General features: G+C 63.3%; 12 protein-coding genes. 6 read left to right on the forward strand and 6 right to left on the reverse strand.

The annotated features are described in order from the left end of the window. Positions 1–151: 151 nt before the first annotated feature. Positions 152–3,196 carry an Rne/Rng family ribonuclease gene (locus CAER_RS0122045; RefSeq protein ID WP_027237397.1) on the forward strand — a complete coding sequence of 1,015 codons (3,045 nt, stop codon included), beginning with the start codon at positions 152–154 and terminating at the stop codon, positions 3,194–3,196. A gap of 202 nt (positions 3,197–3,398) precedes the next feature. On the opposite strand, the gene CAER_RS0122050 is transcribed toward CAER_RS0122045, so the two are convergent. Then, positions 3,399–3,632: a sulfurtransferase TusA family protein gene (locus CAER_RS0122050; RefSeq protein WP_027237398.1), complete on the reverse strand. Its 234-nt coding sequence runs from the start codon at positions 3,630–3,632 to the stop codon at positions 3,399–3,401. Between the two features lie 94 nt (positions 3,633–3,726). Between CAER_RS0122050 and CAER_RS0122055 the strand changes: the two genes are divergently transcribed. The 4 genes from CAER_RS0122055 to CAER_RS29860 all read left to right on the forward strand — a co-directional run bounded on the left by CAER_RS0122055 (position 3,727) and on the right by CAER_RS29860 (position 7,515). Further along, positions 3,727–4,479 (forward strand): cytochrome c biogenesis CcdA family protein, encoded by a 753-nt coding sequence (locus tag CAER_RS0122055; protein ID WP_027237399.1) that lies wholly within the window; start codon positions 3,727–3,729, stop codon positions 4,477–4,479. 134 nt (positions 4,480–4,613) lie between these two features. Beyond that, positions 4,614–5,855, forward strand: a complete 1,242-nt coding sequence (locus CAER_RS0122060) for a hypothetical protein (RefSeq protein WP_027237400.1) — start codon at positions 4,614–4,616, stop codon at positions 5,853–5,855. Beyond that, positions 5,852–7,222: a cytochrome P450 gene (locus CAER_RS0122065; RefSeq protein WP_027237401.1), complete on the forward strand. Its 1,371-nt coding sequence runs from the start codon at positions 5,852–5,854 to the stop codon at positions 7,220–7,222. The genes CAER_RS0122060 and CAER_RS0122065 overlap by 4 nt, the downstream gene beginning before the upstream one ends. After that, the gene (locus CAER_RS29860) at positions 7,183–7,515 is read left to right on the forward strand and encodes a hypothetical protein (protein ID WP_154667818.1); all 333 of its coding nucleotides are present in this window, start codon (positions 7,183–7,185) and stop codon (positions 7,513–7,515) included. Before CAER_RS0122065 ends, CAER_RS29860 begins: the two co-directional genes overlap by 40 nt. On the opposite strand, the gene CAER_RS0122075 is transcribed toward CAER_RS29860, so the two are convergent. The 3 genes from CAER_RS0122075 to fumC are packed head-to-tail and all read right to left on the reverse strand — an operon-like array spanning position 7,512 to position 9,297. Then, positions 7,512–7,730: a ribbon-helix-helix domain-containing protein gene (locus CAER_RS0122075; RefSeq protein ID WP_027237403.1), complete on the reverse strand. Its 219-nt coding sequence runs from the start codon at positions 7,728–7,730 to the stop codon at positions 7,512–7,514. The two genes, CAER_RS29860 and CAER_RS0122075, sit on opposite strands and share 4 nt — an antisense overlap. Next, positions 7,727–7,903 (reverse strand): DUF4169 family protein, encoded by a 177-nt coding sequence (locus CAER_RS0122080; protein WP_027237404.1) that lies wholly within the window; start codon positions 7,901–7,903, stop codon positions 7,727–7,729. The genes CAER_RS0122075 and CAER_RS0122080 overlap by 4 nt, the downstream gene beginning before the upstream one ends. Beyond that, the gene (fumC, locus tag CAER_RS0122085) at positions 7,903–9,297 is read right to left on the reverse strand and encodes a class II fumarate hydratase (RefSeq protein ID WP_027237405.1); all 1,395 of its coding nucleotides are present in this window, start codon (positions 9,295–9,297) and stop codon (positions 7,903–7,905) included. Before fumC ends, CAER_RS0122080 begins: the two co-directional genes overlap by 1 nt. 215 nt (positions 9,298–9,512) lie before the next feature. On the opposite strand from fumC, the gene CAER_RS0122090 reads away from it, so the two are divergent. Further along, entirely contained in the window at positions 9,513–10,061 is a 549-nt protein-coding gene (locus tag CAER_RS0122090; RefSeq protein ID WP_154667851.1) for a hypothetical protein, read from the forward strand. A gap of 60 nt (positions 10,062–10,121) precedes the next feature. Here the strand turns inward: CAER_RS0122090 and CAER_RS0122095 are convergent, their stop codons facing one another. Further along, a complete protein-coding gene (locus CAER_RS0122095; RefSeq protein ID WP_027237407.1) occupies positions 10,122–10,595 on the reverse strand; it encodes an SspB family protein in 474 nt (157 codons plus the stop codon). A 119-nt stretch (positions 10,596–10,714) separates the two neighbouring features. Further along, positions 10,715–11,986, reverse strand: coding sequence for a chromate efflux transporter (chrA, locus tag CAER_RS0122100; RefSeq protein ID WP_027237408.1), 1,272 nt, complete (start codon positions 11,984–11,986; stop codon positions 10,715–10,717). Between the last annotated feature and the right edge of the window lie 95 nt (positions 11,987–12,081).

Consider the following 12,081-nt stretch of genomic DNA (forward strand, 5'->3'; position numbering starts at 1 on the left):
GCACTGAGGCAGGAAGGCCGGGCACAGTCCCCGGGACCACCTGCTGCACCGCGCCGTCCCAGATCGCCCTGACAAGACACCACCCGAAACGCGCGCGGCCGCCTGGAAGCAGACAGCTTGCGGGCGCACAGGGCAGGTGCACCAAGGACACATGGCAAAGAAGATGCTTATTGACGCCACCCACGCGGAAGAAACCCGCGTTGTGGTGGTCGATGGAAACAAGGTTGAGGAGTTCGACTTTGAATCCGAAAACAAACGCCAGCTTGCTGGCAATATCTATCTCGCAAAGGTAACCCGGGTCGAACCGTCGCTTCAGGCGGCGTTTGTCGACTATGGCGGCAACCGCCACGGCTTCCTTGCGTTCTCGGAAATCCACCCGGATTATTACCAGATCCCCGTCGCGGACCGTGAGGCCCTGATGGAGGAAGAACGCGCCTATGCTGAGGCAATGCGCGCCCGCGACGAGGAAGAGGACGAAAAACCGTCCAAGCCGAAGCGCGCCCGCAAGTCCCGGTCTGCCGCCAAGGCGGCCAAGGCTGCTTCCGGTGACGCGGTGGAGACCAAGGAGGTTGACGCCTCGGAGGAAAAAACCGGTGAAATCGCCGGGATGGAAACCATCGACCTGAGCGACAGCGCCGAAGCCGCGGACGTGCCTGCGGAACTGGCCGAGGTGCCCGAAGGCTCCTCGCCGGTGGAACGTGTCGCGGAAACTCCGGTGGAAGAGCCGGAAGACGAAGGCGAAGCCCCGGCTGAGCCGGCGGCAAAGGAAGCTCCTGCCGAGGCAGGCGAAGAGACTGCGGCCGAGTCGGTTGAAGTGTCCGCTCCTGCTGAAGAGGCCGCCGCGGAAGAACCTGCAGAAGAGGCCGGTGACGCGCCTGCTGAAGCTGAAGCCGGAACGGGCGCAGAAGAAGCCAAGGCTGAAACCGCCAGCGACGACGCTGCCGGTGAGGAAGGCGAGGAAAACGGCGAACCCCGCCGGGCTGACGCCACATCCAAGGACGAGAACATCGAGTCCGTCGCTGACGAGGACGACAGCGAGGATATCCGCCCGCCGCGCAAGCCGCGCCCGCGCCGCTACAAGATCCAGGAAGTGATCAAGGTGCGCCAGGTGCTGCTGGTGCAGGTCGTCAAGGAAGAGCGCGGCAACAAGGGCGCGGCACTGACCACCTACCTGTCGCTGGCAGGCCGCTACTGTGTGCTGATGCCGAACACCGCCCGAGGCGGCGGCATCTCCCGCAAGATCACCAATGCTGCCGACCGCAAGAAGCTCAAGGACATTGCCTCCGAACTCGACGTGCCGACCGGCGCGGGCCTGATCGTGCGCACCGCCGGGGCCAAACGCACCAAGGCGGAGATCAAGCGCGATTACGAATACCTGCAGCGCCTGTGGGAACAGATCCGCGAGTTGACGCTGAAATCCATCGCGCCGGCCAAGATCTACGAAGAGGGCGACCTGATCAAACGCTCGATCCGCGACCTGTACAACCGCGAGATCGACGAGGTTCTGGTGGAAGGCGACCGCGGCTACCGCATCGCCAAGGACTTCATGAAGATGATCATGCCGTCCCACGCCAAGAACGTGAAGCATTACCAGGACGCGCTGCCGCTGTTCGCCCGCTATCAGGTCGAAAGCTACCTGGGCGGCATGTTCAACCCGGTGGTGCAGCTGAAGTCCGGCGGCTATATCGTGATCGGCGTGACCGAAGCGCTGGTGGCGATCGACGTCAACTCCGGCCGAGCGACCAAGGAAGCCTCGATCGAGGAAACCGCGCTCAAGACCAACCTGGAGGCTGCCGAAGAAGTGGCGCGCCAGCTGCGTCTGCGCGACCTTGCGGGCCTGATTGTGATTGACTTCATCGACATGGACGAGCGCAAGAACAACGCCGCCGTCGAAAAGCGCATGAAGGACAAGCTGAAGACGGACCGCGCCCGTATTCAGGTGGGCCGGATCTCGGGCTTCGGCCTGATGGAAATGTCGCGCCAGCGGCTGCGCCCCGGCATGATCGAGGCGACCACCGCGCCGTGCCCGCATTGCCACGGTACCGGCCTGATCCGTTCCGACGATTCGATGGCGCTGTCGATCCTGCGCCAGATCGAGGAAGAGGGCACCCGCCGCCGCTCCCGCGAGGTGCTGGTGCGCTGCCCGGTGTCCATTGCCAACTTCCTGATGAACCAGAAACGCGAGCATATCGCCCAGATCGAGGCGCGTTACGGCCTGTCCGTGCGCATCGAAGGCGACGCGCATCTGGTCAGCCCGGACTTTGTGCTGGAGAAGTTCAAGACCGCGTCCCGCACTGTGCCTGCGGCCACTGCTCCGGTTGTGTCGGTTGATACCTCGATCATGGATCAGGTGGACGCGGAGGAAGCCACGCAAGACGAGGACGAGGCACCTGCCGCCGCTGAGGCGCCTGAGACCGCCGAAGACACGGCACCGCAGGACGACAAGCCCAAGCGCAAGCGCCGCCGCCGCCGCCGCCGGAAGTCCGGCAACGGCGATCAGTCCCAGGCGGGCGAGAACGGAGAGGAGACGTCCGAAGATCAGGACCAGCCCAAGGAAGAGGCCGACGAAGCGCAGGAAGCTGCCTCTGAGGCGGAGGAGCCTGCCGCGGAAGAGGTGAAGGAGAAGAAACCGTCCCGCACCCGTACCCGGTCCCGTTCGCGCAAGCCGAAGGCCAAACAGGCCGAGGCGGACAGTGCCGAGGCGGACAGTGCCGAAGCGGACAATGCAGAGGCCGGTGCCGCTGTTGAGAGCTCCGATGCCGCTCAAGAGGATGCTCCGGCTGCGGCTGAAGTTGCCGAAGCGCCTGCCGCAGAAACAGCTGCGGACGTTCCGGCTGAGGAGACGGCAGAACACGCAGCTGCTGCGGTTGCGGACAGCGCGGGGGACACCGCCGCCGGGGACGCAGAACCTGCTGAGGCATCTGATCAGGCCGCTCCGGCAGAAGAACTGGCCGCTGCTGCAGACGCCGCGCCGTCTGAGGAGGCTGTGGAAGCGGTCGAAGAGCAGCCTGCTGAAGAAACCGCTGCAGAAGCCGCCGGGGAGCAGCCCGCTGTGAAAGAGGCAGCACAGCTGGAACCCGTTGCCGCGGAAGAGGAAAAGCAGCCGGAGCCTGCCATGGCCGGCGCCGGGTCAGAGCCGGAACCCGCAGCCCCGCCTAAACCGAAACGCCGCGGCTGGTGGTCGATGGGCGGTTGAGCCAGACACATGACTTAAGGAAAAGGCAGGCTTCCAAGCCTGCCTTTTTCATTTAAAGCTGCTGTCAGTTAAGGAACTGCAGGCCGCGCGCGAAACACCGTTTCCCGGCGCAGGAAACGGCCCGGAAAACGCGTGTTCTCCGAGCCGGAGTTTTCGCAGAATTCCGGCGCCGCCAGTTGCAGGCGCTGCAGAGATTTCCGGATTAGCCGCCTTTGCGGATCAGGTAGATCTGATGGCCCGCGCCTTCGCTGTGGCCCAGGAACTCATGCCCTGCCTCATTGCAGAAATGCGGCACGTCGATCACCGCCGCCGGGTCATCCGCCAGCAGCTGCAGCACGTGGCCAGGCTGCAGCGATTTCAGCCGCTTGCGCGCCTTCAGGACGGGCAGGGGGCACAGCAGCCCGATTGCATCAAGGGTCTCTTTGATCTCGCTCATGGTGTTCAGATAAGGGGGATGTTTCATGCTGTCCACAAGGATGTGACCAGCCGTCCCCGTGACGTTGGCCGCCCGCTGGCATAAGTGTTGGACCATGTTTGGAATCGAGATCATCGACGCAGGGCTGCTCCCTGCCATGCTGGTGGCGCTGCTGGGCGGCGTTATCAGTTTCCTGTCGCCCTGCGTGCTGCCGATTGTGCCGCCGTATCTGGCGTATATGAGCGGGGTCACCATCGGCGAGATGCAGGGCACGGTCGCCGCGCGGCGCAAGGCCATCATTGCGGCGCTGTTTTTTGTGCTGGGGTTGTCCACGGTGTTCCTGCTGCTGGGCTTCACGGCCTCGGCGTTTGGCGCCTTTGTGCTGCAAAATCAGGAGCTTTTCGCTCAGGTTTCAGGTGTTGTGGTGATCATCTTCGGTCTGCACTTCCTGTCGGTTTTCCGCATTCCGCTGCTGGACCGCGAGGCGCGGATGGAGGCCGGCGAATCCGGCGGTTCCGCGTTGGGGGCCTATGTGCTGGGGCTGGCCTTTGCCTTTGGCTGGACCCCCTGCATCGGGCCGCAGCTGGGCGCCATCCTGTCGCTGGCGGCATCCGAAGCTTCAGTCAGCCGCGGCACCATCCTGCTGGGCGTTTATGCCGCGGGTCTGGGCGTGCCCTTCCTGCTGGCCGCGATGTTCCTCAATCGCTCAATGACGCTGATGAACAAGATGAAGCGCCACATGGGCCTTATCGAAAAGGTGATGGGCGGCCTGTTGCTTTTTGTCGGCATCATGCTGGTCACCGGCCTGTTCACCACCTTCTCCTGGTGGCTGCTGGAGACCTTCCCGGCGCTGGCAACACTGGGCTGATCCGCGCGTTTCCAAGGGGGCCTCAGGGTCCCCGTTTTTCTTTGTCTCTCCCGGCCTTACTCTTGCCGGAAAGCGCTGTTAGTCTGCGCTTGAAACGTCAGAGCAGGACAGCGCGGATCAACAGCGTGGATCACATGGGTTCCAACCCCCAGCAGGTGCGCAAACGCCGGGTGTTCTATATTCCCGGCTATGATCCGATTCACCCGCGCCGCTACCGCGAGCTCTACCGCACGGAAGGCGCCGCGCAGGCCGGGATTTCCGGCTACAGCCTGACGCTCTCACCGAAGCAGACCAAGGGACTATACGGCTGGCATGTTGCAGCGGTGATGGACGGGCAGCGGACCGAGGCGGACATCGAAGTGCTGGTCTGGTCCGACATCGTGCGCGGCAGCATGGAGGCCACGATCCCGGGCACCTACTGGCAGCTGCTGCGGACAGCCTGGATCTACATCTCCACCGGCGCGCTCAGGCGGCTGATGCGGCTTCGCAAAGGGCCAGTAATTGCCGCGCTCTATCCGGTTGGGATGCTGCTTCTGCAGGCGCTGCTGGCGCTGCTGCTGGCATGGGGCGTGGCGCATGCCATTGGCCTTATTGCCGGTTCTGCCGGGCTGAACGGCCTTTCCGCCGCGCTGCCAGCCTGGCTGCTGGGTCTTGGCGCCGGCTATGCGCTGCTGCGCTGGTTCAAGAAACGCGATGGCAAGTTCTTCGCCTATTACCTGATGCACGACTACGCGCATTCGGCAGCCTCCCGCGGTGCGATCCCGCCGGAGATGGACGTGCGGATGGGCGAATTCCGCGCTCTGATTGCAGACGCCTTGCACGATAAAACCCTGGACGAGGTGCTGGTCGTCGGCCACTCCTCCGGTGCGCATCTGGGGGTGTCGGTTCTGGCGGACCTGATCCGGGACGGGCTGCCTGAGGACCGCCCCGCCCTTGGGTTTCTCACGCTGGGGCAGGTGGTGCCGATGGTTTCCTTCCTGCCTCAAGCCAAGCGGCTGCGGGCCGACTTGAAATACCTGTCCCAGCGCACCGAGCTTGCCTGGGTGGATGTGACCGCGCCGGGCGATGGCTGCGCCTTTGCGCTGTGTGATCCGGTCGCCGTCAGCGGCGTCGCGCCGGAGGGCAAGCGCTGGCCGCTGGTGTTCTCCGCCGCCTTCACCCAGACCCTCAGCCCGGAGCGCTGGCAGCAGCTGCGCTGGCGCTTCTTCCGGCTGCATTTCCAGTATCTTTGCGCCTTTGACCGGCCGGGCGACTACGACTATTTCCGGATTACAGCCGGGCCGCTGACGCTGGCAGAGCGCTACAGGAACCGGAAACCCTCGCAGTCGCGGATTGACGTGCCGGTGTCGAAGTTCACGTCGGTTGCCGCCGGATGACCCAAGTGATGCCGCCGAAACCGCCTGCGCGCCCCGACCGGGTGTCGCTGTGGCGCTATGCAAAACTGTTCCGCCAGGACATTCTGTCGGCCCAGCCCGCGCGCCTCTACCGCGCCTGGATGGCCGAGTTCCGGACGCCGTTTTTCCGCTCCTTTCTGGTCAATCAGCCGGATCTGGTGAAGCTGCTGCTGAAAGAGCGGCCTGAGGATTTCCCCAAGTCGGACCGCATTGCCGAAGGGCTGAAGCCCTTGCTGGGCAATTCCGTGTTTCTGACCAATGGCGAGGCCTGGAAGCGGCAGCGGCGGATCATTGATCCGGCGTTCGAGGGCGGACGGCTGAAGGATACCTACCCGGCGATGCGCGCCGCGGCAGAGGCGGCGGTCAAGCGGCTGGAAGGGCGGACGGGGCCAGTGGAGATCGAGGAGGAAACCTCGCACGCGGCGGCTGACGTCATCTTCCGCACGCTGTTTTCCATCCCGATCGATCATGAGGTGGCCGGCGAAGTCTTCACCCGGTTCCGCGACTATCAGCGCAGCCAGCCATTGCTGAACCTGGCCGCCTTCGTGCGGCTGCCGCGCTGGATGCCGCGGCTTTTCCGCGCCGGGACCCGGCAGAATGCAAAGACGATCCGGGCGCTGATCGCGCAACTGACCACCGAACGGATGGCTGCGATTAAGGCGGGCAGGGCGCCCGATGACCTGGCGACCAAGATCATGACCACCCGGGACCCGGAAACCGGCAGCACCTTCGACACCGCCGAGATGGTGGACCAGGTCGCGATATTCTTCCTGGCAGGACATGAAACCAGCGCCTCCGCTTTGGCCTGGGCGCTCTATTTGATGGCGCTCTACCCGGACTGGCAGGAGAAAGTGGCCGCAGAGGCGGCCGCGCTGGAGGATGAGAGCTTCGCTGCGGTCTCACGGCTTAAGATCAGCCGCGATGTGTTCCGCGAGACCCTGCGGCTGTATCCGCCGGTGCCCATGATGGTGCGGGAGGCCGTATGCCCCGAACGCTTCCGCAACCGTGCAGTGCCTAAAGGTGCGCAGATGGTGCTCAGCCCTTGGCACCTGCACCGGCATGAGCGGTTGTGGGAGAACCCGGACGGCTTTGATCCCGCGCGCTGGGGGACAGAGAACGGCAAGCAATGCCAGCGGGACGCCTACATCCCGTTCTCAGCCGGTGCCCGCGTGTGCACGGGGGCGGGGTTTGCGATGGTGGAGGGGCCGCTGGTCCTGTCGATGATCCTGCGCCGGTTCCGTATCGAACCGGCGGCGGGCAAGGCGCCGGTGCCTGTGGCGCATTTGACGGTGCGGTCGAAGAATGGAATATGGCTGCAACTGTCGCCGCGGCAGCCAAAACTATTTTGAAAAGTTTTGGCCAAAGTTTTCAGAAAACTTTGGCGTCAGCTCAACAAGTGAACGGGTTCATTGTTGCAGAAGATGACGACCTGATCGCCGTTCAACACCGCATGATAGCCGCGGCGTTTCACTTCGGCTTGCAGCCGGGGCAGGCCAACATTGCGTTCGGCATCGCGCAGTTTTCGCCGCACGACACCGCCTTGGCGGGCAGACTTCACAACGAAAATCTGCTGCATCCACAACTCAGGGGAAATTGTACGGAACACATGCGCCATGCGGTAAGTGTCCGGGAGCGTGGTTAACCCGCCCTTAACCGCCGCAGCACAAACAGCCGGATGGCAGATGCCAGCCCGCAGTCCTCGCCGCGGGTTTCATCGATTTCGGCTGCCAAGTCGTTAATTGCCCGGTCTTCGGCGGCTGCAATCTCGCGGAAGGCATCCCAGAAGTCATCCTCCAGCGACACCGAGGTCCGGTGCCCGCGCAGGGTCAGGGAATGCTTCTTGGGGCGGGAGCTCATTCGTCGCGCTTGTGCTCGTCCAGACGCTTGATCTCATGAGCGTTGCGCGCATTGTCCAGATCTTTTTCTGCCTTGGTGCGCCCAAAGGTCACGGCGTTCCGGTCAGCACGGGCCTTTTTCTCGGCCCGTGCTTTTTCTTTTCTGAACCGGTTCAGATTGACCGGTTTTCCCATCAGTCCTTCGGCCCGATCATCTGCTCAGGCCGCACCACGGCGTCAAAGGTGGCTTCATCCACGAAGCCCAGCTTGACAGCTTCTTCCTTCAGCGTGGTGCCGTTCTTATGCGCGGTCTTGGCCACGGTGGTCGCGTTGTCGTAGCCGATGGTCGGTGCCAGTGCCGTGACCAGCATCAGCGACTCTTTCATCAGCTTTTCGATGCGCGGCTCATTGGCCTTGATGCCGTTCAGCATCCGCTCAGTAAAGCTGTCCGCCGCATCGCCCAGCAGCTGGATCGACTGCAGCAGGTTGTAGGACATCATCGGATTGTAGACGTTCAGCTCAAAATGGCCCTGGGAGCCTGCGAACTTGATCGCCGCGTCATTGCCCATCACATGGGCTGCCACCTGGGTCAGCGCCTCTGCCTGGGTCGGGTTCACCTTGCCCGGCATGATCGAGGAGCCCGGCTCGTTCTCCGGCAGGATCAGCTCGCCGAGGCCGGAGCGCGGGCCGGAGCCCAGGAAGCGGATGTCGTTGGCGATCTTGTAGCAGCTGCCCGCAATGGTCGCGAGCGCGCCGGACAGGAATACCATGGCGTCATGCGCCGCCAGCGCCTCGAACTTGTTCGGGGCGGTGACAAAAGGCAGACCGGTAATCTCTGCCATATTGGCGGCAACCTTCTCGCTCCAGCCCTTCTGGGTGTTCAGGCCGGTGCCCACGGCGGTGCCGCCCTGCGCCAGCTCATAGATCCCGGGCATGGCCGCCTCGACCCGCGCCAGCCCTTGGCGGATCTGATGCGCGTAACCGCCGAATTCCTGGCCCAGGGTCAGCGGCGTCGCGTCCTGGGTGTGGGTGCGGCCGATCTTGATGATGTCCTTGAACTCTTCGGACTTCTTTTCCAGCCCTTCGGCCAGCTTGGTCAGGCCCGGCACCAGCACGTCGCGCACCATCATCGCAGTGGCGATATGCATCGCGGTCGGGAAGGTGTCGTTGGAGGACTGGCCCATGTTGCAGTGATCGTTCGGGTGAACCGGATCTTTGGTGCCGATGGTGCCGCCCAGAATCTCGATGGCGCGGTTTGCGATCACTTCGTTCGAGTTCATGTTGGACTGGGTGCCCGATCCGGTCTGCCACACCACCAGCGGGAAGTTGTCGTCGAACTTGCCAGCCACAACTTCGCTGGCGGCCTGGATGACGGCATCGGCGATTTTCGCGTCCAGCTTGCCCGACTCCTTGTTGGCCATGGCGCAGGCCTGCTTAATCACCCCCAGCGCGCGCACGATGGCGACCGGCTGCTTTTCCCAGCCGATCGGGAAGTTCATGATCGACCGCTGGGTCTGGGCGCCCCAGTACTTGTCTGCGGGGACCTCAAGCGGGCCAAAGCTGTCGGTTTCGGTGCGGGTTTCGGACATCCGTCTTCTCTCCGTTGCGTATGCGATTGCATGCCGTTTAGCCTGCGCGTTGCTGCAGTGCAATTGGCCAGTTGCGCGCAGCATAGCCAATCACGCGGACAGGTATAGTGCCGAATTGGCGCATTCCAGGACATGCCATTGCCTGAAACCATGCTATGGTTACAGTGCAGGGGCAGGCTGGGACATCCGGAAGGAAATGCAACGTGCCGACGCTTATGCGAAACTTCACGTTCACGTTGAGCTTTGCCGCCGTGCTTGCGGCGGCGGCCCTCTTGCTGCTGCCGCATTGGGCGCGCGCGGATATTTCCCGTTTTGCGGGCGAATACGCCGGCAGCGTCGAGATCGTGAAGGAGGACGGTGACACCGATCCCCGGGATATGAGCGTGGTGATCCGCGAATTGAAGAAGGGGTTCACCATCAAGTGGACGTCAACGACGGAAAAGGACGACGGGCGCCGGAAATCGAAAACCTATGAGATCGAGTTCCTGCCCAGCGCCCGCGACGGCGTGTTTTCCGCAGCGATGACCCGCAATGTTTTCGGCCATTCGGTGCCGCTCGACCCGATGAAGGGGGAGCCGTTTGTCTGGGGCCGCATCACTGATGACACACTGACGGTGTTCTCGCTGTATATCCATCCCAACGGCGATTATGAGATGCAGCAATACGACCGGACACTGGCCGAAGGCGGACTGGATCTGGACTATACCTCACGCCTGAACGGTGAGCCGCGGCGGCAGCTCAGCACATTCCTGTCGCGGCAGTGATACAGACAGAAAAAGGCGGCCTTCGCAGCCGCCTTTCGCGAACCGGGATGTCTGCGTGTGCTATTTGCGGAAGCTGTCCAGCGAAACGATGTCGGCGTTCTTCTTTTCCTCGGCCGGGGCTTGCACGGTGTCCTGCTCCTCCTCCGCATCCGGCGCCGCTGCATAGCCTTCCGGCTCTTCATCGGCGCTTTCGAAGCGCAGTCCGAACTCAACCGACGGGTCGACAAAGGTGCGGATGGCGTCATAGGGGATATAAAGCGGTTCCGGCGAGTCGCCGAAGTTCAGTGTGACGGCAAAACCTTCATCATCCACTGTCAGATTGTCGAACCAGTGCTGCATGACCACGGTCATTTCGCCAGGGTAGCGGTCGGACAGCCAATCGGCCAGTTCCACATCCGGGTGGGCCGTGTCGAATGTGATGAAAAAGTGGTGGTTACCCGGCAAGCCGTTCTCAGCGATATCCTGCAGCACGGTCCGGATCAGGCCGCGCATGGCTGAGTGCATCAGGTTGCCATAGTCGATTTCACGGGACATGCAGTCACCCTTTGTTCATTTGCCCTTAAGCATAAGAGATTCTGGCGGAAACAAAAGACCGCCCTTTTGTCCGGCAGAATTATTTTTGGAACGGAACCGCTCTCAGGAAACAGCCGCAGTTAACTGATCGCAAACGGGATTCCTGTCATGGCCAGCGCGGCGCAGGCCATGGCGGCCAGTAACAGCAGCATATTGCCGCGCACCATCCAGGCCGCCAGCGGCGCCAGCAGAACCAGCAGGACGGCGGTGGCGTTCATGCTGCTCCAGACTGGTACGGGGACATGCAGGATGCCTGCGTCAAAAACCTGGGTATTGGCAAAGGCCACATGCATCAGGAACCAGACCGACAGGTTCAGGATGACTCCCGCGACCGTGGCGGTTACTGCCTTCAGTGCCATGCCAAGCCGCGGATGCGCGGCGATGCGTTCGACATAAGGCGCAGCAGCAAAGATCCACAGAAAGCAGGGCATGAAGGTCGCCCACAGCGCCACCGCGCCCGCCGCCAGGAACAGGCCCAATCCATCCTGCAGCAGCCCCGACAGCATGGCGACAAACTGGGTGACCAGGATCAGGGGGCCGGGGGTGGTCTCGGCCAGTCCCAGCGCGTCGATCATTTGCCCGGCGGTGATCCAGCCGAACTGGCTCACTACCGTCTGGCTGATGTAGGCCAGCACCGCGTAGGCACCGCCGAAGGTCACCACAGCAAGCTTGGAGAAGAACCAGCCCACGTCGGCCAGAAAACCCGCGCCGGACAGGCTGAGCGCGATCAGCGGCAGCAGCCACAGGCTGCCCCAGACGGCAATGGTCCGCAAACTGCTGGCAGCCTGGAAGGGCGCGGCGGCGGCTGGGAGATCCGGGTCTGCTGCCTTGCGCAAGTATCCGGTAAGGGCGGCCGCCAGCACCACCAGCGGAAACGGCAGGTTCAGCAGGAACAGCGCGGCAAAGCCAAACCCGGCCAGCATCCAGTCCGCCCTGTTGCGCAGCGCCTTGCCTGCAAGCCGCCGAAGCGCCTGCAGGATGATGACGACGACGGCGGCCTTGATGCCCAGAAAGGCCGATTGCACCGCGGGCAGGGTGCCGTATTGCACATAGAGCCAGGCCAGAAGGGCAACCACCGCAGCACCCGGCAGGACAAACAACAGCCCCGCCAGCAGCCCGCCGGCGGTGCCGCGCATCTTCCAGCCGGTGTAGGTGGCCAGCTGCATCGCTTCCGGCCCCGGCAGCAGCATGCAAAAGGACAGCCCCCGCAGGAAGCTCTCCTCGCTCAGCCACGGGCGGTCCTCGACCAGTTCCTTGTGCATAACCGCAATCTGCGCCGCCGGGCCGCCGAAGCTCAGCACCCCGATGCGCCCGAAGACACGGAACATCTCCGTCCAGGCGGGAGGGTTCATGCCTTGCGGTCCGATGGCCAGTCGCGGCCAACGCACTGGCTGCCAAGGGCCCAGCGGTACAGCGCGTCACAATGGGTCATGCCTGCCTCAAGCTG

Source organism: Leisingera caerulea DSM 24564 (genome assembly GCF_000473325.1).
GTDB lineage: Bacteria > Pseudomonadota > Alphaproteobacteria > Rhodobacterales > Rhodobacteraceae > Leisingera > Leisingera caerulea.